This window comes from Snodgrassella sp. W6238H11, from assembly GCF_016100525.1.
GTDB lineage: Bacteria > Pseudomonadota > Gammaproteobacteria > Burkholderiales > Neisseriaceae > Snodgrassella > Snodgrassella alvi.
This window is the reverse complement of sequence record NZ_JACFSH010000001.1, coordinates 741,513-765,150: the sequence shown is the minus strand read 5'-3', so window position 1 is coordinate 765,150 and position 23,638 is coordinate 741,513. Positions and strand designations below refer to the sequence as shown.

The 23,638-nt window shown below is 39.5% G+C and carries 24 protein-coding genes and 1 tRNA gene; 14 read left to right on the top strand and 11 right to left on the bottom strand.

Annotation, left to right across the window (positions count from 1 at the left end; all coding sequences use genetic code 11):
- Positions 1–390: 390 nt before the first annotated feature.
- Positions 391–570: a hypothetical protein gene (locus H3V00_RS03445; RefSeq protein ID WP_198206385.1), complete on the top strand. Its 180-nt coding sequence runs from the start codon at positions 391–393 to the stop codon at positions 568–570.
- 15 nt (positions 571–585) lie between these two features.
- Here H3V00_RS03445 and H3V00_RS11645 read toward each other — a convergent pair whose 3' ends face one another.
- The gene (locus tag H3V00_RS11645; protein ID WP_198206386.1) at positions 586–747 is read right to left on the bottom strand and encodes a hypothetical protein; all 162 of its coding nucleotides are present in this window, start codon (positions 745–747) and stop codon (positions 586–588) included.
- On the opposite strand from H3V00_RS11645, the gene H3V00_RS11640 reads away from it, so the two are divergent.
- Entirely contained in the window at positions 730–1,113 is a 384-nt protein-coding gene (locus H3V00_RS11640) for a hypothetical protein (RefSeq protein WP_198206388.1), read from the top strand. The two genes, H3V00_RS11645 and H3V00_RS11640, sit on opposite strands and share 18 nt — an antisense overlap.
- Before the next feature lie 670 nt (positions 1,114–1,783).
- Here the strand turns inward: H3V00_RS11640 and fabI are convergent.
- The 4 genes from fabI to H3V00_RS03415 form a co-directional block, all read right to left on the bottom strand.
- Entirely contained in the window at positions 1,784–2,593 is an 810-nt protein-coding gene (fabI, locus tag H3V00_RS03430) for an enoyl-ACP reductase FabI (protein ID WP_025330840.1), read from the bottom strand.
- A 149-nt stretch (positions 2,594–2,742) separates the two neighbouring features.
- Positions 2,743–3,699 carry a thioredoxin-disulfide reductase gene (trxB, locus tag H3V00_RS03425; protein ID WP_198206390.1) on the bottom strand — a complete coding sequence of 319 codons (957 nt, stop codon included), beginning with the start codon at positions 3,697–3,699 and terminating at the stop codon, positions 2,743–2,745.
- A gap of 137 nt (positions 3,700–3,836) precedes the next feature.
- Positions 3,837–4,028 (bottom strand): zinc-finger domain-containing protein, encoded by a 192-nt coding sequence (locus H3V00_RS03420; protein WP_037395126.1) that lies wholly within the window; start codon positions 4,026–4,028, stop codon positions 3,837–3,839.
- A 92-nt stretch (positions 4,029–4,120) separates the two neighbouring features.
- Positions 4,121–5,044 carry a branched-chain amino acid transaminase gene (locus tag H3V00_RS03415; RefSeq protein WP_198206392.1) on the bottom strand — a complete coding sequence of 308 codons (924 nt, stop codon included), beginning with the start codon at positions 5,042–5,044 and terminating at the stop codon, positions 4,121–4,123.
- 329 nt (positions 5,045–5,373) lie between these two features.
- Between H3V00_RS03415 and H3V00_RS03410 the strand changes: the two genes are divergently transcribed.
- The 3 genes from H3V00_RS03410 (at position 5,374) to pyrF (ending at position 7,854) form a co-directional block, all read left to right on the top strand.
- Positions 5,374–5,715 carry a lipopolysaccharide assembly LapA domain-containing protein gene (locus tag H3V00_RS03410; protein WP_084586804.1) on the top strand — a complete coding sequence of 114 codons (342 nt, stop codon included), beginning with the start codon at positions 5,374–5,376 and terminating at the stop codon, positions 5,713–5,715.
- Between the two features lies 1 nt (position 5,716).
- Positions 5,717–6,901: a lipopolysaccharide assembly protein LapB gene (gene lapB / locus H3V00_RS03405; RefSeq protein ID WP_025330835.1), complete on the top strand. Its 1,185-nt coding sequence runs from the start codon at positions 5,717–5,719 to the stop codon at positions 6,899–6,901.
- Between the two features lie 224 nt (positions 6,902–7,125).
- Positions 7,126–7,854, top strand: a complete 729-nt coding sequence (gene pyrF, locus H3V00_RS03400; RefSeq protein ID WP_198206394.1) for an orotidine-5'-phosphate decarboxylase — start codon at positions 7,126–7,128, stop codon at positions 7,852–7,854.
- 76 nt (positions 7,855–7,930) lie between these two features.
- Here pyrF and ubiM read toward each other — a convergent pair whose 3' ends face one another.
- The gene (gene ubiM / locus H3V00_RS03395) at positions 7,931–9,145 is read right to left on the bottom strand and encodes a 5-demethoxyubiquinol-8 5-hydroxylase UbiM (RefSeq protein ID WP_198206396.1); all 1,215 of its coding nucleotides are present in this window, start codon (positions 9,143–9,145) and stop codon (positions 7,931–7,933) included.
- A gap of 167 nt (positions 9,146–9,312) precedes the next feature.
- Between ubiM and H3V00_RS03390 the strand changes: the two genes are divergently transcribed.
- From H3V00_RS03390 to prmB, 4 genes are all read left to right on the top strand, one after another.
- Positions 9,313–9,936, top strand: coding sequence for a Smr/MutS family protein (locus H3V00_RS03390; protein ID WP_084547799.1), 624 nt, complete (start codon positions 9,313–9,315; stop codon positions 9,934–9,936).
- Positions 9,937–10,174: 238 nt separating this feature from the next.
- Positions 10,175–10,687 carry a DUF2062 domain-containing protein gene (locus H3V00_RS03385; protein ID WP_198206398.1) on the top strand — a complete coding sequence of 171 codons (513 nt, stop codon included), beginning with the start codon at positions 10,175–10,177 and terminating at the stop codon, positions 10,685–10,687.
- Positions 10,688–10,691: 4 nt separating this feature from the next.
- Positions 10,692–11,198: a hypothetical protein gene (locus tag H3V00_RS03380; protein ID WP_084586806.1), complete on the top strand. Its 507-nt coding sequence runs from the start codon at positions 10,692–10,694 to the stop codon at positions 11,196–11,198.
- A gap of 77 nt (positions 11,199–11,275) precedes the next feature.
- Positions 11,276–12,181 (top strand): 50S ribosomal protein L3 N(5)-glutamine methyltransferase, encoded by a 906-nt coding sequence (gene prmB / locus H3V00_RS03375; RefSeq protein WP_198206400.1) that lies wholly within the window; start codon positions 11,276–11,278, stop codon positions 12,179–12,181.
- 44 nt (positions 12,182–12,225) lie between these two features.
- Here the strand turns inward: prmB and H3V00_RS03370 are convergent, their stop codons facing one another.
- From H3V00_RS03370 to clpB, 3 genes are all read right to left on the bottom strand, one after another.
- The gene (locus H3V00_RS03370) at positions 12,226–12,699 is read right to left on the bottom strand and encodes a CYTH domain-containing protein (RefSeq protein WP_198206402.1); all 474 of its coding nucleotides are present in this window, start codon (positions 12,697–12,699) and stop codon (positions 12,226–12,228) included.
- Between the two features lie 97 nt (positions 12,700–12,796).
- The gene (locus H3V00_RS03365; RefSeq protein ID WP_198206404.1) at positions 12,797–13,957 is read right to left on the bottom strand and encodes a serine hydrolase; all 1,161 of its coding nucleotides are present in this window, start codon (positions 13,955–13,957) and stop codon (positions 12,797–12,799) included.
- Positions 13,958–14,285: 328 nt separating this feature from the next.
- The gene (clpB, locus tag H3V00_RS03360; RefSeq protein WP_037395109.1) at positions 14,286–16,859 is read right to left on the bottom strand and encodes an ATP-dependent chaperone ClpB; all 2,574 of its coding nucleotides are present in this window, start codon (positions 16,857–16,859) and stop codon (positions 14,286–14,288) included.
- Positions 16,860–17,657: 798 nt separating this feature from the next.
- Here clpB and H3V00_RS03355 point away from each other — a divergent pair.
- The 3 genes from H3V00_RS03355 (at position 17,658) to H3V00_RS03345 (ending at position 19,996) form a co-directional block, all read left to right on the top strand.
- On the top strand, positions 17,658–17,960 hold the full coding sequence (locus H3V00_RS03355; protein ID WP_198186111.1) for a hypothetical protein: 303 nt from the start codon (positions 17,658–17,660) through the stop codon (positions 17,958–17,960).
- Between the two features lie 1,319 nt (positions 17,961–19,279).
- A complete protein-coding gene (locus tag H3V00_RS03350; RefSeq protein WP_084585071.1) occupies positions 19,280–19,573 on the top strand; it encodes a hypothetical protein in 294 nt (97 codons plus the stop codon).
- A gap of 120 nt (positions 19,574–19,693) precedes the next feature.
- Positions 19,694–19,996 (top strand): hypothetical protein, encoded by a 303-nt coding sequence (locus tag H3V00_RS03345; RefSeq protein ID WP_025330823.1) that lies wholly within the window; start codon positions 19,694–19,696, stop codon positions 19,994–19,996.
- Positions 19,997–20,127: 131 nt separating this feature from the next.
- Here the strand turns inward: H3V00_RS03345 and H3V00_RS03340 are convergent.
- Together H3V00_RS03340 and yaaA are read right to left on the bottom strand one after the other, a co-directional pair.
- A tRNA-Ser gene (locus H3V00_RS03340) sits at positions 20,128–20,218 on the bottom strand.
- A 107-nt stretch (positions 20,219–20,325) separates the two neighbouring features.
- Positions 20,326–21,108: a peroxide stress protein YaaA gene (yaaA, locus tag H3V00_RS03335; RefSeq protein ID WP_084565175.1), complete on the bottom strand. Its 783-nt coding sequence runs from the start codon at positions 21,106–21,108 to the stop codon at positions 20,326–20,328.
- A gap of 210 nt (positions 21,109–21,318) precedes the next feature.
- On the opposite strand from yaaA, the gene H3V00_RS03330 reads away from it, so the two are divergent.
- Together H3V00_RS03330 and trxA are read left to right on the top strand one after the other, a co-directional pair.
- A complete protein-coding gene (locus H3V00_RS03330; RefSeq protein WP_198206406.1) occupies positions 21,319–22,503 on the top strand; it encodes an O-succinylhomoserine sulfhydrylase in 1,185 nt (394 codons plus the stop codon).
- A 158-nt stretch (positions 22,504–22,661) separates the two neighbouring features.
- The gene (gene trxA / locus H3V00_RS03325) at positions 22,662–22,991 is read left to right on the top strand and encodes a thioredoxin TrxA (RefSeq protein WP_037395093.1); all 330 of its coding nucleotides are present in this window, start codon (positions 22,662–22,664) and stop codon (positions 22,989–22,991) included.
- The last annotated feature ends 647 nt before the right edge of the window (positions 22,992–23,638 follow it).

The following is a 23,638-nucleotide window of genomic DNA, read 5'->3' as shown; positions in this document are numbered from 1 at the left end:
CAATTTGATGCTCTGAAAATTTTTTCATATTGAAATTCTCCTTAAAAATATCATAGAGAATTTTCTACTTTCTTGCTGTACTATTTTAGGGGATAGTTACAGAATTAATCTTCCTAAAGCTAAATATATTTCCGTATTTTCAACATATAATGAAAATAGATATTTCTTGGACGATATTGTTTATTCCGGTGATGATGCAGAACTTGATCACTTAAAATCAGGATTTACAAGAGTAACGCTAACAGACATATCAAAGCTATGCGAAAATAATAATAACCTTGTTCCTCAATATCTTGAATTAAAAAAGCACAATTAGAGAATAGTGATTATCCAACATTTTCTTTTTTGTCAAATAAAATACCCAATGGAATTGTTGCGTGTGAAAAATTAATGCATGAATATGATTTTATTGGTCAATTATATTCATCAGATATTCCAGTTCATGATGGTGGAGCATTATTTTTATCTGATGCTATTGGGTATTTATTTTTAAAAAAGAAAATTGATGATTTTAATAATGCGGGTCTTTTTTTGCTCAAACGGCATAATTATTTTAACATAACTATCTAACTGCACCGCGAAGTATCACGCACTCAGGGATGCCTGAACACCCAGTTCAAATACGACCGCAACAGCCGGCTGCAACGCAAACAGATACAGCGCAATCAGAATCCCATCCTGCCTGATATCCTCATCGAACGCAGCTACCAGTACGACAACCTCGACCGATTGGTAAGCAAAAAACACAGCAAACACGGCCAGACCGATTACCGCTATGATCACACCGGCAGAATCGAAGGCTGCCGTAATCAGAGATACTGGGAAACCCTGCAATACGATGCCGCTGCCAACCTGCTGGACAGCAAATACAGAGAAGACTACAGCAATCACAACCTGATTCGCTGTAACCAGCTCCTGCATTTCAGAGGACACCACTACCGCTACGACGAGCACGGCAGAACTGCCAGCAAACAGACCATCGGCACAACCCAGCACTACCACTACGATGCTGAACACCGCCTGAGCGAAGTACGCATTGAGCAAACGGCCGCAGTCAGCGTTACGGCTACGTTTACGATGCCCTTGGCCGGCGTATCGAAAAACATCAGATAGACCGCGAAGGCCAACCCTACAACCGTACCCGCTTCCTGTGGGACGGGCTGCAGATGATTCAGGAAAGCAGCGCAGACAAACGGCAGAGCCTGTACCTGTATACCGGTGAAAGCGGCTATGTATTGCTGACGTGTTATGTAATTAGCATAATTAGATTAGCATAGCCAGAATTAGTAATATAAAAAACAGGAGAAAGAATAATGTTTAATGATAAATTCAGCTGAAGCAAAGATTTTGTGGTAATGTATTATGCAACTGCAGATAAATTGCTTAATAAACAGAGATTTATTCAGTCTAATTAAGAAAAAGCTATTTTTAGAAAAAAGTTAATAGTAACTTCTGATAATATTTAAAGAGGAATTTATAAAGGATTCAACAATAAGATAGATTTTGATACATCTTTAGAAAAAGTCAAACCTGAACAGGTTTGACTTTTCTGATTGCTAAGATAAAAATATATGATTAAAATCAATCATCTATAAGTATGACGCTTATAATTTATATGAAGTAATAAAATATACGATTTTATGTAAGGGTAAAAATTGAGTGTTAATTATAAGTTTGATTAATTAAGCAACTTTACTTTAGTATTATACTATTGAGCAGTACTAAAATTTATGCCAAATCATAAATAATTATTCAATTTGTACCCCTGCAATTTAGTTGTAGTTTAGCTGTTATGAGTACTTACCAGATCTTCCGGTACGCCCAGAGCATTGATACTGTAACCGCCATCAACATATGTGATTTCGCCTGTAATACCTGAAGCCAGATCTGATAACAGGAAAGCAGCAGTATTTCCAACTTCATCAATAGTGATATTACGACGAATAGGATTTTGTGCAGATACATGTGCCAGCAAACGGCCGAAATTGGCAATGCCTGAAGCAGCAAGAGTTTTAATCGGGCCTGCTGAAATACCATTGCATCGAATTCCTTCCTCTCCGAGGCAGGCTGCTGTGAAGCGGATACCTGCTTCCAATGATGCTTTAGCCATACCCATTACATTATAGTTAGGTATGGCACGTACTGCACCAAGATAGGTCAGGGCAAGAATAGAGCTGTTATGGCCACTCATTAACGGACGGGCAGCTTTAGCCAGTGCAGGCAAGCTATAAGCAGATACTTCATGAGCCGTCATAAATGCTTCGCGTGTAATACTATCCAGAAAATCCCCGTTTAAGGCTTCTTTTGGTGCAAAAGCAATAGCATGTACCAGACCGTCAAGCTGTGACCAGCTTTTCCCTAAATCAGAAAACAACTGGCTGATTTCATCATCACTTTGTACATCACAGCGATATACCAGTTCTGAACCCAGTTCGGCAGCCATTTTGCGTACCCGGTCTTCTAGTTTGTCTACAACATAGGTGAAAGCCAGTTCTGCTCCCTGTTCACGACAGGCTTTGGCAATGCCATAGGCAATAGAGCGTTCAGAAATCATACCGGTGATGAGGATTTTTTTGCCTTGCAAAAAGCCCATAATTATTATCCTTGAACGTGATTTGTGTTTAGCTTAAAGGTCGCATTATAACTAATATTTACTTTTACGCGAAATATAGCGCTAGAGTAGAAACTTTAAAACCGGCTGATGTGATGACATTCAGCCGGTCACTTTATAACAATAAAAAATTATTCAGTTAATCCGGATAAATAATGGTCTGCATCCAGTGCAGCCTGACAACCTGATGCTGCGCTGGTAATGGCCTGACGGTATATGTGGTCTTTCACATCTCCTGCGGCAAATACGCCGGGAATGTTTGTTGCGCCGACATTGCCATCATTACCACCTTTGGTAATGAGATAACCTGTTGCATCCATATCCAGCTGGCCTTTGAAAATTTCGGTGTTGGGCTGATGGCCAATAGCAATGAATATGCCGGTTACTGCCAGAATTTCACTTTCATTATCGGCATAATTGATGCGTACTGAGTTTACTCCTTTGTCATCACCAAGAATTTCATCAACTATGGCATTAAGTTTAAGAATGATTTTGCCTTCTTTTACCCGCTCCAGTAATCTGTCAATCATGATTTTTTCAGCACGAAAGTTGTCACGGCGATGTATCAGGGTAACGGTACGTGCGATATTTGCCAGATACAAAGCTTCTTCAATCGCAGTATTACCCCCGCCGACAACAGCTATATCCTGATCTTTGTAGAAAAAGCCGTCACAGGTGGCACACGCGGAAACGCCTCTGCCGGCAAAAGTTTCTTCACTGGGTAATCCCAGGTACTTGGCAGAAGCACCTGTTGCAATGATTAATGCATTACAGCTGTAACTTCCCATATCACCAACAAGAGTAAACGGGCGCTGCTGTAAATTCACCTGATTGATATGGTCAAAAATCATATTGGTACCAAAGCGTTCGGCATGTTCCAGAAAACGCTGCATCAGTTCAGGGCCTTGCACACCATTGACATCAGCCGGCCAGTTATCCACTTCGGTTGTTGTCATCAACTGACCACCCTGTGCCATACCGGTAATCAGTGTAGGTTTCAAACCTGCACGGGCTGCATAAACCGCAGCTGTATAACCGGCAGGTCCGGAACCAAGGATAATTAATCGGCTGTGTGTGAGTTCACTCATGACATTTCCTTATTATTTGGGCTATACTAGGTAGGATAAATGGAGGTAACTGTACCACAATATTAAAAAAGAATTAAATTCTCAAATTTCGATTTAATTGAAGAGTAGTTATTGGTTATGTGCATGCCTGAACAAAGTTAGTGATGATTGTCAGCAATACCATCCAGATGATATTGTTTGCCACAATAGGGGCATTCAATACTACTGTTAGACTGAATGGGTAAAAATACCCGGGGATGACCATTCCATGTTTCATGTTCCGGGCCGGTACATATCAATGGTAAATCATGCGGTGTAATGGTTGTAACTGATTGGGCAGTATTACTCATAATTATTTCCCTTGGTTGAGCTGAGAGCTAATCATACAAAACAGACCTGATTACAGCAAATAATGTTGTAATCAGGTCTTTTATTCAGATAATTAAATGATATAAGTCAGCCAGGATTCATATTTGGTAATTTTGCCATGAACAATGTCAAAATATCGCTGCTGAATCTCTGTAGTCAACGTACCGCGGGAGCCACAACCAATTACGCGACCGTCAACTTCACGGATAGGTGTGACTTCAGCTGCCGTGCCTGTAAAGAATACTTCGTCTGCGCAATAAACTTCATCCCGGGTAATATGCTTTTCAGTAACGGTTAAATTCATATCAGCTGCGATAGCCATTACTGTACGCCGGGTAATCCCATCCAAAGCTGCATCCAGAACCGGTGTGTAAAGTTTCCCATCATTGACGATAAATATATTTTCCCCGGATCCTTCAGCAACAAAACCGTTTGAATCCAGCATTATTGCTTCATCATAGCCATTACGGGTAGCTTCGGTATTAGCCATAATAGAATTCATGTAGTTGCCATTGGCTTTGGCTTTAATCATGGTGATATTGGGGTGATGACGGGTGAACGAGCTTATTTGCACGCGAATACCCTTTTGCATACCTTCTTCGCCAAGATAGGCTCCCCATGGCCAGGCAGCCACAATTACCTGTACATCATTTTGATCTGGTGCTACACCCAGTTTGTTTGAACCATAAAAAGCCATAGGTCGAAAATAGCAGGAAGCCAGTTTGTTGGCTTTAACTACTTCAATGTGAGCCTGATTGATTTCTTCCATTGTGAATGGCAGATGCATGCCAGTAATTTTAGCGGAGTTAAACAGACGTTTAGTATGATCCTGTAAACGGAAAATAGCTGTTCCGTTTTGCGTTTCATAAGCACGTACGCCTTCGAAAACCCCCATACCATAATGCAATGTATGAGTTAAAACATGAGTTTGAGCATTTCTCCACTCAACAAGATTACCATTAAACCAGATAAAACCGTCTTGGTCGGCCATAGACATAATAAAACTTCTCCAAAATAAGACATTAAGCTGCGGTGGCCGGAACCCTGTGTTGCAATGGATAGGGCAATGCAGGATTGATGACTAGGCAGTACAAAAAATAATGGTAACAACAGCTGTTGGACTTATCTTTAGCCGATAGCCGCTGTTACTTTATATAAAAGTAAATATTATCACTGCCTGTTTTGCTTGCCAATGCTGAAAGCAGGGGGCAGTTTTTGCTAAAAAGGCGTGAAATCGTTTAAACTGTGTTGCTTCCTCAATAATCCGGCTTGTATCTGACGTCTGATTAAATCTTCAGAAAACAGTACAGTGTAAGGTGAATAAGTATGAAAATTATTTATGCATTAATAAAAATAGTGGTGTTGCTGATATTGTTGCTGCTTGCTGTAAGCAATACACAAATGACTGCATTCAATTATTTACCCGGACAAACTGTCAATTTGCCATTAATTGTCCTATTACTGATATTTTTTATTATTGGTGCTGTTTTTGGTGTGTTTGCCATGTTTGGGCGATTATTACGTCTGCGCAGCCAGGTCAATCAGTTACAGGCTAAGCTCGATAAACAAATTAAGGCAGCCGCTCAGGCAGTACATACTGAAAATCTTGCCACTACTGCTACTCAGTCACAATCCGGTAATTTTGATCAGAAGAAAGTAAATAATTAATATGGATAGTAATGATTTCTGGATGTGGCTGGCACCGGTTATTTTGTTACCTGTATTTTTTGCTATGGGCTGGTTTGCTGCCCGGGTAGATATGCGGGCTGTGCTGAAACAGGCGAAAGCCATACCGGAAGGATTTTATAAAAGTCTGGATGCTCTGGCTGAGAATAAAAGTGCGGTTGCAGTACGTGAGCTGGCTGAGGTTGTCGATCAGCAAAATGATGCCCGTCAAAGCACTTATGAGCTGCATCTGACATTAGGGAAGTTGTACCGTCAGCGTGGTGAAAATGATAAGGCCATCGCTTTACATCAGAAATTACTGGAGCTACCGGAAACTATCGCAGAACGTCGTGATATTGTCGCTTTCGAACTTGGACAGGATTATCAAGCCGCCGGTCTGGTAGACCGTGCCGAGCAGATTCTGGTTGGTTTGCTCAATGGCAGTAAAGCCAGACAGGCACGGCAGATATTGCTGAATATTTATCAGCAGGATCGGGACTGGGAAAAAGCCATTAAGCTGGCAGAAGAACTCAGTACCGGAGACCAGACTTATCAATTTGAAATTGCCCAGTTTTACTGTGAGCTAGCTCAGTTGGCTTTGTATCAGTCTGAGTACAATAAAGCACGTGAGTATATTTTTCAGGCTCTGGCAGTCAATCGCAAATGCAGCCGGGCTAATATGATTCTGGGTGATGTTGAACTGAAACAACAAAATTTTCAGGCTGCTGTAGATGCTTATAGCGCTATTGAAAAACAGAATTATGAATATCTCAGTCTGGTAGGTGAGCGTTTATATGATGCCTATGATGGAATGAATAAAGCCGCAGACGGTCTGGAAGTTTTAATTGGTTTTGCCCAGACGTTTCCGCAGCTGGATTTATCTGGTGTGATATATGAAAAGTCTTTACCTGTATATGGTGAAGACCGAGCTACCGAAATTGTTATTGATCTGGTGCGGCGTAAGCCTACTCTGACCGGAACTTACCGTTTACTCGGAGTTTTACAAAATACTATCAGTTCGAAGTGGAAAGCCGAAGTTGATATGATGCGTTCAGTAGTGGGTATGCAGATGCAAAAATCTGTGATGTACCGTTGCCGCCATTGTCATTTTAAATCTCAGGTATTCTTCTGGCATTGTCCGGCTTGTAATAAATGGGAAACATTTACGCCAAATCGTATTGATGTGTAGTTGGCTGATAAGTCTTATCAGTTGCTGAATATTTGGTCTGATGTACAGAAATTCTGCACACAATCAGTTACAGATGATTTTTTAAAATCATAAAATGACTTTTAAAAATAATATGATATTAAATTAGAGTTTAATATCATAATTAAATGATTTCTATGAATAAGTCTTTAGCAATATATATATGTGTATTGTTAAAGACAATATTGAATGATGACTTGCGGAATATGAATCCATTGATGCTTGATACTACTTTAATGAATCAGAAAGCTAAACCTGTCATTGTGGCACTGGATTTTGCCAATGCTGAAACAACGCTGAATTTTGTTCGTCAGTTAGACCCGGATTTGTGCCAGCTTAAAATAGGTAAAGAACTATTTACTGCTACTGGCCGCTATCTGGTTGAGCAGCTTGTATTACAAGGCTATCGGATTTTTCTTGATTTAAAATACCATGATATTCCCAATACCGTAGCGTCTGCCTGTAAAGTGGCTGCTGATATGGGAGTGTGGATGGTAGATATGCATGCATCGGGCGGTCGAAGAATGATGGAAGCTGCTGCTGAAGCTGTTAGTAATTGCAGCCAGCCACCATTATTAATTGCAGTAACGGTATTAACCAGTATGACTCAGAATGAACTGGCAGAAATCGGTATAAACTCATCCATAGATGAAACAGTTATTCGTCTGGCTGAATTAACCCGGCAATCCGGTCTTGATGGCGTGGTTTGTTCTGCTCAGGAAGCATCTTTATTACGCGGACAGCTCGGGCAGGATTTTTTACTAGTTACGCCCGGTATCAGATTACAAAATTCAATTACAGATGATCAGCGGCGTATTATGACTCCAAAAGCAGCTTTAGTAGCAGGCAGCAGCTATCTGGTAATGGGCAGACCGGTAACGCAAAGTCAGAACCCGATTGAGCTATTGCAACAAATTAATAACGGTCTGATTTAAGCAGAAAAATTTTGATAAAAAATAGCTGCTAACACATATATAGTTAACAGCTATTTTATTGGTTGTATAAATTGGATTATCCGGTTAACTGTTTGCTAATCAGTTTTTTCACCGGAGGCAGATTATTGCTGATACGCAAAACCAGTGAGCGCATCAGTCGGGCAGGGTGGCTGTCGTTAGTAAATAAAGACACCATAGCGTTAGTTCCGTGATACAGAATCCGGGTATGCGGCATATGCTGTCTCTGATATTGAGCCAGTAAAGTCTGGCTGCCAATATCTTTTCCTTTAGAGACGGCTTCATTAATCAGTTTGGACAATATACCTACTCCGCTTAGTCCAAGATTAAAACCATGAGCTGTTACCGGATGCATACCAACTGCCACATCTCCAATAAGAGCACTGCGCTGAGTATAAAATGCATTGGCATGGACACCGACAAGCGGGTAATGATGAACAGTGCTAACCAAATGCATCTCACCTAGTTTACCTTTGAGCTGCTGGGTAATATCAGCTGCCAATTCAGCGGGAGACATGGCCAGAATGTCACCTGCATGTTCATTATTAATAGTAACAACACAATTAGTGAGATTTTCTTCAAGTGGCAGTAGAGCAAGAGTACGCCCGTAATGGAAACATTCCAGTGCTGTATGCTGATTACTCAATGTATGCTGCATTCGGAAAACAATTACTGTACGCCCGAAATCGTGAATCTGAGCCGAAACTCCCAACTGGCGGCGTGTATTGGAAAAACGGCTATCGGCAGCAACAAGTAGTTTCCCTTTGATTAGCCGGCCATCATCCAGCTTGGCTTCAATTTGATTTGCATGATCATTTTTTACATCAATAATACTATGGCCAGTAATAATATTTACATTATTAAAGGCCTTGACTGCTTCGTATGCAGCACGCCGGATATTATGATTACTGATTAAAAAACCCAGTGTATTGGCCGGTTTGCCGCGAGCCATTGTTGGCTGTTCAAAATGGAGCTGATAGTTAGAATAGCCATTAATTACTTTAGCATCACGCAAAGGATAAATTTCATCTGGTGCAATTTTGTCCCACATATCTAACTGCTGCATTAATTCCTTTGAATAATGTGTCAGAGCAATTTCCCTGCCATCAAAAGGCGGGTGCGCCAGTACAGCCATTTCCTGTTTTTCAACTACAGTAATTGAAAGCCCTGATGGAGCTAAAGCGCGTGCCAGACTTAAACCAGCAGGTCCGGCTCCAACGATAATGACATCAGTTTCTTTATCTGAGTGTGAAGACACATTATTTGCTGCCATAAAATCCATTCCTGAATGAATATATTCAATACAGCGTTAGAATAACTGAAAATGAACTTGAATCCTATATCCGTTTGAAAGAAAGTTAATAAACGTCAAGCTTAACTCTTAAATTATTGCTCTGTTAAAATCATGGTAATAGGATTTATATATGAATGATTATACAAATGGTTAAAAACTCATTTCAGGATCAATTGCAGCAACTGGGTAAACAGGCTAAAGCGAAACGTCTGGCAGAAGAGCAGCAGGCAAAAGAAGTACAAAAGCGCCAGACGGATGTTAATTTTGCTGAAGCGATCGGAAAAGATATTACGCCGTTAAAGGCAAGAAATCAGTTTCAGCATCCGCGTGATACCAGCCCGATTAAATTGCGAACCCGTCAGGAAGAATCAACAGACGAAAGCAGCTATTTTTATGTTGGTGAAAATCAGAATGATACTGCACCGCCAGTGTTCAGTAAAAATGGTCGCGGTACGGCTGATATTAAGCGTTTGCAGGCGAAGCAATGGCCTATCGTAGCTTATGTGGATTTACATGGCTATCGTCAGGATGAGGCCCAGGAAGTATTGAATGAATTTATAGATTATATTCAGCAATACGGTGTAGTTGGTGAAATAGTCCATGGCAGCGGACTGGGATCAAAGGATTATCAGCCTGTATTGAAAACACTTGTACGCCGCTGGTTAATGGCACACCCCGAAGTGCTGGCTTATGCCCAGCCAAATGAGCGTAATGATGGTGCAGTATATGTGCTGGTTAAAAAGAAGCATCGTGCGTTTGAACGGGAATAAATTTGTATTTAATTACCTGTCTTAACTCCTCAGCATAAAATAAAAGTGAAAATCAACAGAATCAGGTTAAACCGGATATTAGTATTAAGTTATTATCATAGCAAATGTCTGATTTTTTGTTTGATTTATAATTAAAAAAATAGGTTATGTTTTTTTAGTATGAAAATCTGTATTGGTAATTTTCAAATTTGGTCCCGGCAAGATGCTAAATAGTAGCCTGACCAAATGGATTCAGTATATGCGGCAAAAAATGCCAACACAGGCATCATTATTTACTTCTCCATGGTTTAAACCATTTGCACGCTGGTTTGACAGGCCATATTACTGGCAGCTCAATCGAGAACGTGCTGCCTCTGCTGTAGCTGTTGGCATGTTTTGTGGTCTCATGCCCGGACCTACCCAAATGCTTACTGCTCTGATAGTGGCTTATGTGGTCCGCACACATTTACCCGTGGCACTTTTAACTACACTGTATACAAATCCGCTAACTTATATACCCTTATATTACTGTGCTTATCAGATTGGTGAGGGCTTATTATATGGTCAGTGGGGCAAAGCCATGCCTGAATTGCCAGAGTTTAAATTAGGTCATCTCGGGACTGAATTATGGCAATGGCTGATTCAGTTTGGTAAGCCTTTACTTTTGGGTGTGCCAGTATTGGGCATGATACTTGCAACCCTCGGATATATTGTGGTTTGGAATGGCTGGCAGTGGTTTGCCCGCAGACATGTGACCACCATTCAGAAATAAAGACATGCAAAGATCATTAACGGATAACGAGTTGAGGTTGGTCAGAAAGTTTCTGGGTAATGCAGCAGACTGGACAAAAGTGCAGATAGTACGTGATGCATGGTGGCTAGTACATCCGCATGCTGCCATAACATGCGGAAATCATATTATTTTTCCGGCGGCATATTATGTTGATGATTTTACTCAGTCGGATTTGAGCATGCAAGGCTGGCTGATGCATGAGCTTATGCATGTCTGGCAAAGCCAGCATGGTTTTCCAATTTTATTTGCCGGAGTCTGTCTTGCACTTAAAGCAGGCTACTATCAGGCTCGTGCCTACCGGTATCCGCCCCCAGAAACAGTTATCAGCCTTAATCAGCTGAATATGGAGCAACAGGCGAATATAGTACAGCATTATTTTCTGGCATTGAGCGGTGATAAACGGTATCAGCACTCTCTGGTAGATTTTCGTCGCTTGCTTAAACCGCTTATCAGACATCCGGATAATCGTAGTCTGTTACCGCATTATTAACAGCTGGCTTTGGCCGGTTATTTTAGATAACTTTTTAACTGTTATAATTCACACTTGTTTTATTGCCGGAGTGATACATGTCTGTATTTGAAGCAGCAGCGCAGCAACTGCATACTGTACGTGATTTTTTACGCTTTACTGTGAGTCAGTTTCAAGAGGCAGAATTATTTTTTGGTCATGGAAATGATAATGCCTATGATGAAGCTGCCTACCTGATTTTACATACCTTACATTTGCCACTGGACACATTAGAGCCGTTTCTTGATGCCCGTTTGCTCGACACAGAAAAGTCACTGCTGCTACAGCTTGTTCAACGCCGTACCAGTGAACGCATACCAGTGGCTTATCTTACTCATCAGGCATGGCAGGGTGCATATGAATTTTATGTTGATGAGAGAGTAATCGTGCCGCGTTCATTTATTTATGAGCTTTTAGGTGCACCGCTTCATCCATGGATTGAATATGATGAACTGGTACACAGAGCACTGGATTTATGCACGGGCAGCGGTGCACTGGCTATTCAGATGGCGGACATTTATCCGGATGCGATGATTGATGCAGTAGATATCAGTCTTGATGCGCTTGAAGTAGCAGGTATGAATATTGAAGACTATGGATTAGAGGATCGAATCAATCTGATTCATACCGACCTGTTTACCGGTATTGATACAACTTATGATTTAATCGTGTCAAATCCGCCCTATGTAGATGCCGAATCAGTCGCACAATTGCCAGAAGAATATCTGCATGAGCCAGAACTAGCATTAGGTAGCGGGATTGATGGTCTGGATGCTACTCGGCAGATTATTCAGCAGGCTGCCAGATATCTTAACCCAAAAGGAGTATTGCTGGTTGAAATCGGACATAATCGCGAAGTACTGGAGCAGGCATTTCCGGAATTACCATTTACCTGGATGCCTACCAGTAGCGGAGATGGTTTTGTCTTTTTGCTGACACGCGAACAATTGTTAGGTGAAGTATAGATTAATTGTGATATATCTGGTTAGATTGTTCAGAAGTCCGCAAATTAAGACTTATGCCACGATGTAAAAGGCTTTCTGACTAGATTATTATTGTAATATCTGGGATCATCCGATACTTCCTGTCCTATCCAGTCTGGAAAAATAATATGCTCATCAGTGTGGTTTAATTCAACTTCAGCCACAATCAGGCCTTGATTCACACCTAAAAATTCATCAATTTCCCAGATAAGTCCATTTAGAGGTATGCAGTAACGGTATTTCTCAATTATTGGCTGCTCTGCCATATGAGTGAGCATATGTCTGGCATCTGCAACCGGAATTGAGTATTCAAATTCAGTACGAGTAATGCCACGATTTGTGCTTTTAATCGTTATCCATGCTTTATCATCACAAATACGGATACGTACGGTTCGTTCTTTAACCGTCGATAAATAGCCCTGACAAAGATGCTTAGCTGATGCCAGATTCCGCCACGCATTGCCTACTACCAGAAATTTACGTTCAATTTCCTGTGCCATAATAAAATCTTGTGAATCAACCTATATGCTAAAAAGCACCAGAAACTGTTTGGCAGTAAACAGGTGCACAGATTTGTGTCAGGCTAAATAATAACAGTTATGATGCAAGCCTGTTAGCAATTGCATTAAACATTAAAGATGCTTCCAGTGGCTGTTCCAGAAAAGAGGGCTCAGCTTTAGGCCAAGTAGACCATTGCACAATAACCAGTTTCTGTTTCTGATTAACCATAATAATCTGTCCGTAAATTCCTAAAGCCCACATGCTGTCCTGACTGTTCAGCCCTGTTTTTGGAGAAACATCATTTACAGTAGCCGGTACACTATTATTCCACCATTCATAGCCATAACTTCCTTCCGGATGCAGTTTGCTGACTGAATTTTTCGCCTGATTCCAGTTACGGGAATCTTTAACCCAGTTTTTAGGTAATATTTGCCTGCCATCTGGCAGCGTACCATTATTCATTACGAAGAGGCCAAATTTACCCCAGTCTTCAAGCGTGGCATTAAATCCGTGTGCACCAACATCATGTTGTCCCACGGTATAACTGTGCCACACACCATCTTTGCTCATACCGAATGGTTGCCAGATTTTATTCTGTAGATATTGAGCAATACTTTCACCAGTTGCTTTTTCAAGCGTGTCTCCTAGCAGCCATGCACCACCGGATGAATAAGACCATGCTTTACCGGACTTAGCATATGATTTTCGGCCGGGTGCTTTTACCAGACTGTTGACGCAGGTATAAGTATCAGGATTGGCTTCACATTGAGTAAGTTGTGAAAAATCAGATTTCGGATCAGTGTAATCTTCGTTCCAGTTCACACCAGAAGTATGCTGAAGCAGTTGACGAATTGTCACGTGCTCCCATGCTGTTCCCCGCACATCAGGATTATATTTTACTATCTCATCATTCAGCGATTTGATTTTACCTTCTTTCAGAGCAATACCTACTAGTGTAGAAACCACCGATTTACCCACTGAGCGTGATGTCCAAAGTGTAGTAGGATTATTACCATTAGCGTAATAATCCCATACTACTTTGCCATCTTTAATTACCATCATTCCAGTTACATTATTACGCTTTAAATAATCTTTTAGCAGATATGACTGACCATGAATCTGATAATTTACATTAGACAGATTTTGAGGCGCTCTGGGCAGTAGCAGGCCATGAGCAGCGTGAAAAACATCACCGGGATAAGAGCGATAGTCATTACGAAAGCCAATTGCCCGTTGTTGTTGATTCCAGCTTAACATGTTTTTGACATCCGGTAATTTTTTGTCCAATGGGGCAGGGCAATTGTTGAGACCTAATAATTTACAGCTATTTGGCGTAGTTGTTGCATGAATGTTAAAACTGGTAGTTAAACATAGAGTTAACAAAGCCGCTTTAAAAATTTTGTTTGTCATTTTGATAAAATATTCTGTACATTATTTAAATCGTCAAGTATAGATAAAGTTAAAAATTCAGAAATTATCAGATTAATGCTTCCAATAATTTTAGATAATACCAATATAGATAAAAGATAAAGCTAATTTAGAGGTTAAAAAAAACCTGCTTTACAGCAGGTTTCTCAATTAATAATCAGGCAAAAGTCAAAATACCATCCTGAGCCGTTAACATAATTGTACTGTTAGGAGCATAGTCTCCAGCCAGTAATTCTTTAGCCAGTGGATTTTCGATTTCGGTCTGAATAGCCCGTTTCAGAGGACGTGCGCCATAGACCGGATCAAATCCCACCTTAGCCAGTACATCCAAAGCAGCATCATCAACCTGTAAATGTAAATCCATTTTTTCCAGACGCTGACGCAGACCGGCAAGCTGGATATTAGCGATAGCACGAATATTGGATTGGTTAAGACTATGGAATACAACAACTTCATCAATACGGTTAATCAGTTCAGGGCGGAAGTATTGTTTAACTTCATCCATTACTACTGCCTTAATCGCAGCATAATCATCGCTTTCCATTTTCTGGATTTCCTGACTGCCAATATTGGAAGTCATAACGATAACCGTATTTTTGAAATCAACTGTACGTCCCTGACCGTCAGTTAAACGACCATCATCCAAAACTTGTAACAAAATGTTGAATACATCCGGATGAGCTTTTTCAACTTCATCCAGCAAAACCACACTATAAGGATTGCGGCGTACCTGCTCAGTCAAAAAACCGCCTTCTTCATAACCAACATAGCCGGGAGGTGCACCAATTAAGCGCGCAACGGAATGTTTTTCCATATATTCCGACATATCTACACGAATCAGATGGGTTTCGCTATCAAACAAAAAGCTTGCCAGAGTTTTACACAACTCTGTTTTACCTACACCGGTGGGACCGAGGAACAAAAAGCTGCCATATGGTTTATTCGGGTCTGATAAACCGGAGCGTGAGCGGCGGATTGCATCTGCTACAGCGCGTACAGCTTCATCCTGTCCCACTACACGTTCATGCAATACTTCTTCAATTCTCAATAGTTTTTCCCGTTCACCAGCCATCATTTTGGATACCGGAATACCAGTCATGCGCGAAACAATTTCGGCAATTTCTTCTGAGCCTACTTTAGTGCGTAACAGCTTGTTAGGCTGATTATTCTGTTGCCCGTTGTCAGCAGCCTGTAACTGTGATTCAAGCCGGGGTAATTCTTCATATTGCAGCTTGGCCACTTCTTCCCATTTACCATTACGCTTAAGCGCATCCATCTTAACTTTTAGCTGATCAATCTGCTCTTTAATTGTAACGCTGCCTTGAGCTTTAGCTCGTTCCGCTTTCCAGATTTCATCCAGATCAGCAAACTCACGTTTAACATTATCCAGCTCTTCATCCAGCAGTGCCAGACGCTTTTTGCTGGCTTCATCATCTTCTTTCACCAGAGATGCGCGTTCAATTTCCAGCTGTATTTCACGGCGTTTAAGCTTGTCCATGCTTTCAGGCATAGACTGGCTTTCAACTTTAATTAATGATGCAGCCTCATCAATCAGGTCAATGGCTTTATCTGGTAAGAAACGGTCGGTAATATAACGATTAGATAATTCAGCAGCAGCTACAATTGCCGGATCAGTGATTTCTACGCCATGATAGATTTCGTAGCGTTCCTGTAAGCCACGTAAAATGGCAATGGTATCTTCAACTGTCGGTTCTTTTACCAGTACTTTCTGGAAACGGCGTTCCAGAGCAGGGTCTTTTTCAATATATTGACGATACTCATCCAATGTTGTCGCACCGATGCAATGCAATTCACCCCGCGCAAGAGCCGGCTTGAGCATATTACCTGCATCCATAGCACCATCGGCTTTACCAGCTCCTACCAGTGTATGTATTTCATCAATAAAAATAATGGTATTGCCTTCGTCTTTAGCCAGATCATTAAGTACTGCTTTCAGACGTTCTTCAAATTCACCCCGGAATTTTGCACCGGCAATCAAACTAGCCAGATCCAGCAAAAGCAAACGCTTATTGCGCAAAGAATCCGGAACTTCATTATTCACAATTCGTTGAGCTAAACCTTCAACAATAGCAGTCTTACCTACACCCGGTTCACCGATAAGTACAGGGTTGTTTTTAGTACGCCGTTCAAGCACCAGAATAGTGCGCCGGATTTCATCATCTCGCCCGATTACGGGATCCAGCTTACCCGAACGTGCTTTTTCAGTCAGGTCGGTTGTATATTTTTTCAATGCTTCACGTTGATCTTCTGCGTTAGGATTATCCACACTTGCGCCTCCGCGAACGGCATCTATCGCCGAATTCAATTTATCTTCTGTAACACCAGCCTGTTTAAGAATACGTCCGCATTGTCCGTTTTCCTGAACAGCACCAAGCAAAAACAACTCGCTGGCAATATAAGCATCATTACGTTTAATAGCAGCTTTATCCATCAGATTGAGAATGTGCTGCAATTCAGTACTGGGTAGGATTTCACCCCCCTGACCGGATACTCTGGGTAAACCATTAATAGTAGAGTCAACCTGCTGTTTAACCTGTGCAACATTTGCACCAGCCTGAGTAAGTAAAGCAGCACAGCCACTATCATTATCATTCAGTAAAGCCTTCAATATAAATACGGCTTCCAGATAACCAGCATCCTGTCCTAAAGCAAGACTTTGTGCATCTTGTAATGCCTGTTGAAACTTTGCAGTAAGCTTATCGAATCTCATCAAAATTTCCTTTAGTTATATTTTCATTAACAGATATATTGGTATCAGAAAATTAATGTCAAGTACCAGTATGAATAAATATTTTGATTAAATTTAATTTATTGATTTCTAAAAAAATCAACCTAAATATACTTATATTTTTTATTTATGTTTATTGAAGAATTCAAGTCTAAATTTCCTACTTTGTATAATTTTATGGTGCATTATCAATATTATTGAAACAAAATCTATATGAGTAGAAATTGTGAGTGTTTAACAGGATATTTTTAATTCAAAACGTCTGGAACTACTGAACTTTAATTTCAATTATGTTGTTTTACTTTTTCAATTTACTTAATAAATTAAAAATGTTTTAAAAACATATATATATGATTGATTATTTTTATTATTCAGCCTTTACTATCATTTCAAAGTACTTCAGAATTTCACAAATTTTGTGAGTATATCTGTGGATAACTATAAAAAAACAAGGTGAATCAATCCAATTTAAGCGTGATTAATTTTTGTGCAATTGCTTTGCTTATATCTCTAATATTTTGAGAAAAAAGTACTTGAAATTTTGATTCAGAATTTTAAATTTCTCTATTCCCGTATTTGTGAGAATAAAGATAAATTTTTTAACGAATGTAATATCAGATATTTAGATTAATAATATCTGAATAACTTAAATATTAATTCAATTTCTCAATGCTAATTTCTGTAAATGGTGTAAAATTTAGATATTGAGATTTTTTTAATATATGAGCCATGAGAACTGAAGAGTTTAATAAATGCCGTGAATTTCTTGAAGGGCAAATCATGCGAACTCCTGATAATAAAGAGTTGATTGCTACTTATCAAAAATTGCTCGAACTGAAAAGCATTTATGATACAGAAATTCATATATCAATGCTGGATAAAAAAGCCCGGAAAATGGAGTTTCAGCAACATGTTCAGACAAGTTTATCTTCAGGATCCAGTAGTGCTGAAGATAATCCCGAGCTGAAAGATGGTAATTCCAAATATACTGAACTACAAGAAAATCAACCTAATTTGATGGCAAATCAAACAAACTGGTATAATTATCAGCGAATCAAACATCATGATTTCGGGAATAGTTAATTAGTTTCACATAGCAGAGTATAAAAATATATGTCTATGATATGTAGTTTAAAATTGTAAAATAAAAGTTTCACGATATGGATGTGAAACTTTTATTTTACATATCACAATGATTTACTTTATCTTTTAAAAACTATAATAAGGATTTTGCTTTTTATAAGTAAATAATCTTTCGTATAGAGTAGTCATTTCTTCTAATATTCTCTAGCCTAGATAACCAATGCTGTTTTCTGCTATTTATCCCAATAATGCATTAATATCAAAAATTCTTTATGATAATTGGCAAAAATATTGCCAACCGAGCATAGTGAAATGAGCGGTAAAAATTATTTATTTTATTATGCAATTTATTTAAACTTATTCTTATAAAATATTCTAATATTTTAGAAATAACTGTGATCAGCAGGTTAAAGGTTTTGCTTAAGGCTTATCAGTCTTTATCTTAGCTTTTTTACAATCTACTTTCCTTTTTAATGTGTAATTCAATGCAGTATTTTATTTTTTATCTTCGACTTTAAGCTAGATAAATGAAATTTGAATAAAATTATCGTAGTAATATATCCGTTTTATAATTATTTAGTCTGTTAAAGTTGATTAGCATAGGACGGCATGCCGTAAACGGTGCAGAAAGACTGCCTCTGCGCATCGTTGGGAGATTCTGGGTATAAGTGGTGCGCGTAGCTGACGGACATGATAGAAAGACAATGGCAAGTCTATAGTGCATCGGTAGGGAGAACGACTAGGCAGTTAACCTGAAGTTTCGTTGATCGAAGCTCGCGACAAGACCTGCTAACTTTGTAAATAAGTTTGAAGCAGTATATCGACCCATCGAACAGAGAAACAAGACTGCGAAGCCTTGCGCATTCATTAATCGAAGGTAAAGACGTTCCGCGAATGCGCCCTAGTCGTGATTGTGAACGATTCGCGCGAACCCAAGTACGCATGCAATGGAAATCGAAGCTTCAAACCTACGCTTAACCGATTACTGTCGAACCTATCGTAAAAATATTATGAAGTCCGATGTTATCACCGTGCTTAAATCTATATGGCAGACGAAGATTAAAGAGAGAACTACCTTCACGGGTGCATCGAAACCATCTTGGATTATGCAAAAGCGATGGAATACTGCGAAGATGACAACCTCGTCGCAGGGAAGAGAGCGCTAGGACCAATACTTGGCAAGGTAGGTTGAGAAGTGAAGGCGCAACTATCCTTATCCTACCGCGAAATCAGCATGTTTATTGTCGACTGCGTAAGCACGAAAACATGTCATCGCGCGCCAGCCATGAAAGCGAAATTGGGAATATAGCCGCGAACAGGTGAAGCAAGCAGGCCGTCCGGCGAAGGTGCGTGCGGCGATGCTCGAAAGCAATGACGTTGCCGGTGTCATCTTTCATTCGCGCGGCTTCCTTGTTTGCTTCAATGCCAAAACCCATTCGAAGTTTCGTTACGATACGATGAAAAGTTGGGTTTCAGACGTCAACAAGCGCATGACAGACAGCATCGCGCATCGGGAACTTGCGTTGAAGTTCGACAAGATCATCGGCAGCGTTCGCACCAGCTTCTACAACCCGACGCTTGCGGCGAAAGCTTCGACGCGCGTTCGCATCTGAATTCCCAGTGCCAAAGGGACTTCGCCCGGCCATTGCACCGGGCTTTTTTCATTACCACTCTTGAAGAGTGGGTATTTGGCCCCAAGTTAGAAAAAACTTGACAACCAGAAGGAGTTCTAGATGCCTGCGATCCAAAAAAATAACCTGAACTACACCGATTACAGTTGGACGGCTGTACCGGGCGACGATCCGAAGAAAAAGGTAGAAGACGCTGACCGCTTTAGCCGAAAGGAAGGCTATGAGGTGCTTGACCTGCTGAACTCGCTCAAAGGGGCAAACAACGTCGATCTTTCGGTTCGTACCCGCCAAATTTGCGAGTGGATGATCCACGAAAAATTGCCATCCAACATTCAGGGGCGCTCTAAAGTTATCAGTTGGATCGCGGCAAACTACTCGGGACTGTCCAGTCAGTACCCTTACTGATAGCAATAAAAGCGAGGATGTGGCACGTCCATCGACAAGAATGAAAAAGCCCACAACAGGCAATCTATTGTGGGCTTTTTTGTGGGGCAAAACCAAGAATGCAACTTAACCGCTTGATTTTATTGAATATCTGGCGGAAGCGGTGAGATTCGAACTCACGGAGGGCTATCAACCCTCGACGGTTTTCAAGACCGTTGCATTAAACCGCTCTGCCACGCTTCCGTCTTTGAAGATGCGCATAATAGACGATTAATACGGATTTGCCAAGTGTTTTGTATAAGCAAACAGCAAATTTCTGGTTAAATCGTTCATTTTATTTTTGATTAAATTTAGTGATGGCTGTTTTCTTCTCGCAGGAATACCCACTCTGATTCACTGGATGAAGCTTTATCATAATAATAGCCATCATAATCGAATTCTTTTAACTGTTCCGGATCTGTTAGCTGATTTTCTGCTGCAAAGCGCATAAACAAACCTCGCGCACGCTTGGCATAAAAGCTGATAATTTTATATTTACCGTTTTTTTGATCTTTAAAAACAGGTGCAATAACAGGTACAGATATTTTTTTAGTATTTATTGCTTTGAAATATTCTTGTGACGCGAGATTAATAAGTACTTTATATTCTTCTGACTGTATATTCTGTTCAATGGTGTTGGTAATGATGTCTCCCCAGAAAGTATATAAATCTTTGCCGCGAGCATTTTTAAGTTTAATACTCATTTCTAAACGGTAGGGCTGAATTAAATCTAAAGGTTTAAGAACACCATATAAACCTGACAGAATAGACATATGTTGTTGCAAATAATCTAACGCAGATTCAGTTAAATGCAGCGCATCCAAGCCATCATAAACATCACCATTAAAAAGATATACAGCCTGTTTGGCGTTTTCAGGTGTAAAAGGGGGCTGCCAGTTATGGTAGCGTTCGGCATTTTGTAAAGCGAGTTTATCGGAGATACTCATAAGAGTAGCAATTTCGTGGGGAGCCAGTTGTTGTAGTAATGGCATTAGTTGTTGTGCCTGATCCAAAAGTTTAGGTTGCGTATACTTTTTGGTAGGAATCTCTACTGATTCATTTAATTTTTTTGCTGGTGAAATGATAAAATACATTTTTTATCCTTGCTTTCAATTATTTTTCCCAATATATATAATTTATCAAAATGTATGATAAACATATACTGAGGTGTTGCTATTTGCTTGATGTATGAGGCTTAAAATAAAGAATATAGTATTCTTTATTTATAAAAGCCGGTTATTTGCACAATTATAAAAAAAGCGGCACAATTCTTTACTCAATATTTATAGATAAATTAAACAATCATGTCTACTTTACAATTGCATCCTGAAACTATCGCCATCCGGGGTGCTAAGGAACAAACTCCCTATAATGAACACAATTCTGCACTGTTTCTGACCAGTAGTTTTATGTTTGAAAATGCAGAAACTGGCGCATCTTTATTTGCCGGTTCTACACAGGGTTATACTTATACACGTACTAATAATCCTACTGTTGCGGCGTTTCAGGCAAGGGTGGCTCAGCTCGAACAGGGAGAGGCTGGTCTGGCAACGTCTACAGGAATGGCTGCAATCAATGCTACTTTTCTTGCTCTGTTAAAAGCTGGCGATCATTTGGTAGCCAGTAAAAGTTTGTTTGGAACCACGATTGGATTACTGAATAATATTTTGCCACGTTTTGGGATTGAAGTGACACTGGTAAGTCAGACTGATATTACTGAATGGCGGTCCGCTATCCGTCCTAATACCAGAATGCTTTTTGTTGAAACGCCGTCTAATCCGCTGAATGAACTGGCTGATATCACTAAACTTGCAGAAATTGCACATGATAATCAGGCTATACTGGTTGTTGATAACAGTTTTTTATCGCCGGCTTTGCAACAGCCGCTGCGACTGGGGGCAGATTTATCAGTAGAGTCTGCTACTAAAGCGATTGATGGTCATGGGCGTGTAATGGGAGGAGTTATCTGCGGCAGTGCTGCATTGGTAAACGAAATTTTTTTACATGTCCGTACTACCGGTGAAGTGTTGTCACCTTTTAATGCATGGATACTCCTAAGTGGTTTGGAGACTTTGTATATCCGCATGGAAAAGCAGTGTGCTAATGCGCTGGAAGTAGCTCAGTTTCTTTCGACGCAACCACAGGTAATAACAGTACAATATACTGGTCTGTCTAATCACCCGCAGAAATCACTGGTGCAAAAGCAACAGCAAGGTGGCGGAATTGTTGTAGCTTTTGAGGTTAAAGGTGGTGAAAAAGCTGCCTGGCAGGTAATTGACATGTTAACTCTGTTTAGTAAAACCGGAAATCTGGGCGATGTTAAATCAACTGTCACTCATCCATGGACAACTACACATGGCCGTATGCCTCCGGAAGCCAAGCTGGAAGCCGGAATTCAGCCCGGCCTGATTCGCTTATCTGTCGGTTTGGAGCATGCCTCTGATTTAAAAGCTGATTTGGCTAATGCATTAAGTAAGATAAATATTTGATGTATTGAAAATAATTTTCAGATTAATTTAAACAGTTATTAGTGTTTTGTGTACATGGTATCTGATTATCATGTAATCAGTTAGTTTTATTTTACTATTGCATTGATAGCTGATTAGCTATATTTTATATAGAAACCCGATAATAAAAGGAAACCATAATGAGTAGCGATTTAATTGTTCATGTAGGTGATGGCAATTTCGATAAAGAAGTTTTGCAGGCGAATGTGCCGGTACTACTGGATTTCTGGGCTCCCTGGTGTGGGCCGTGCAAAATGATTGCGCCTATTCTGGACGAATTGGCTTCGGCTTATCAAGGTAAGCTGAAAATTGTGAAACTTAATGTAGATGAGAATCAGGATACTCCTGCTAAATTTAATGTTCGTGGTATACCCACATTAATGATATTTAAAGATGGTGCCAGTGTTGCTACAAAAGTTGGAGCTTTGAATAAAGGACAACTGGAAGCATTTATCAATGCATCTATTTAATAATTTCTAACTAAATTAAGAATTATTTCGTGCTTTTGAAAGACTGAATCATATATAAGCCAGATAAATAGCTTAATATGATTCAGTTTTTCAAAAGCAAAATTTTTTATTATTTGTATTTATCTATTATTTTGTAGCTGGCAGGTTTTTCAAAATTTTCTCTAATCCATTAACTGCAAGTTTATTTGTATAAACTGAATAAATATTCTTATAATAAAGTTTTTTACTAGATTAATATAAAAATATATTTAATGTCTTATAATTTTATTATTTATTGAATTTAAATAATAATTAATCCATCACCAAAACATATAATACTATCGCTATCAATATTTATAATTCATAAAATATTTGTTTATGTATTAATCTTGAGCTTAATTAAAATTGTGTTTATAAAACTTCATTTAATACTTTTGTTCATGCTATGATGTTTTTTGTGTCCTGTGTAAATATGGTGTAAATCAAAAATCCGATAATTAGTGAAATATAGTTATATTTGTAAAATTGAACAGAATATTTTATTAATTTGACATTTTGAAAGCATAATATTGTTCTAATAATGCTTAAGTTTGATTAATGTTTTATTTTTTTGTTTAAATTAATGTAATTTAATTATATTTTTTCTTATTTTAAGTATTTGGGAACTT

Coding starts and splice junctions, on each gene's coding strand:
- H3V00_RS03355 (WP_198186111.1), top strand. CDS start 17,658: ATGCGAACTCCTGATAATAAAGAGTTGATTGCTACTTATCAAAAATTG.
- H3V00_RS03445 (WP_198206385.1), top strand. CDS start 391: ATGCATGAATATGATTTTATTGGTCAATTATATTCATCAGATATTCCA.
- trxA (WP_037395093.1), top strand. CDS start 22,662: ATGAGTAGCGATTTAATTGTTCATGTAGGTGATGGCAATTTCGATAAA.
- yaaA (WP_084565175.1), bottom strand. CDS start 21,108: ATGTATTTTATCATTTCACCAGCAAAAAAATTAAATGAATCAGTAGAG.
- H3V00_RS03365 (WP_198206404.1), bottom strand. CDS start 13,957: ATGTTAAGCTGGAATCAACAACAACGGGCAATTGGCTTTCGTAATGAC.
- H3V00_RS03370 (WP_198206402.1), bottom strand. CDS start 12,699: ATGGCACAGGAAATTGAACGTAAATTTCTGGTAGTAGGCAATGCGTGG.
- H3V00_RS03385 (WP_198206398.1), top strand. CDS start 10,175: ATGCGGCAAAAAATGCCAACACAGGCATCATTATTTACTTCTCCATGG.
- prmB (WP_198206400.1), top strand. CDS start 11,276: ATGTCTGTATTTGAAGCAGCAGCGCAGCAACTGCATACTGTACGTGAT.
- H3V00_RS03415 (WP_198206392.1), bottom strand. CDS start 5,044: ATGTCTATGGCCGACCAAGACGGTTTTATCTGGTTTAATGGTAATCTT.
- H3V00_RS03330 (WP_198206406.1), top strand. CDS start 21,319: ATGTCTACTTTACAATTGCATCCTGAAACTATCGCCATCCGGGGTGCT.
- H3V00_RS03390 (WP_084547799.1), top strand. CDS start 9,313: ATGGTTAAAAACTCATTTCAGGATCAATTGCAGCAACTGGGTAAACAG.
- H3V00_RS03345 (WP_025330823.1), top strand. CDS start 19,694: ATGCCTGCGATCCAAAAAAATAACCTGAACTACACCGATTACAGTTGG.
- pyrF (WP_198206394.1), top strand. CDS start 7,126: ATGAATCCATTGATGCTTGATACTACTTTAATGAATCAGAAAGCTAAA.
- clpB (WP_037395109.1), bottom strand. CDS start 16,859: ATGAGATTCGATAAGCTTACTGCAAAGTTTCAACAGGCATTACAAGAT.
- H3V00_RS03420 (WP_037395126.1), bottom strand. CDS start 4,028: ATGAGTAATACTGCCCAATCAGTTACAACCATTACACCGCATGATTTA.
- H3V00_RS03410 (WP_084586804.1), top strand. CDS start 5,374: ATGAAAATTATTTATGCATTAATAAAAATAGTGGTGTTGCTGATATTG.
- H3V00_RS03380 (WP_084586806.1), top strand. CDS start 10,692: ATGCAAAGATCATTAACGGATAACGAGTTGAGGTTGGTCAGAAAGTTT.
- fabI (WP_025330840.1), bottom strand. CDS start 2,593: ATGGGCTTTTTGCAAGGCAAAAAAATCCTCATCACCGGTATGATTTCT.
- trxB (WP_198206390.1), bottom strand. CDS start 3,699: ATGAGTGAACTCACACACAGCCGATTAATTATCCTTGGTTCCGGACCT.
- ubiM (WP_198206396.1), bottom strand. CDS start 9,145: ATGGCAGCAAATAATGTGTCTTCACACTCAGATAAAGAAACTGATGTC.
- lapB (WP_025330835.1), top strand. CDS start 5,717: ATGGATAGTAATGATTTCTGGATGTGGCTGGCACCGGTTATTTTGTTA.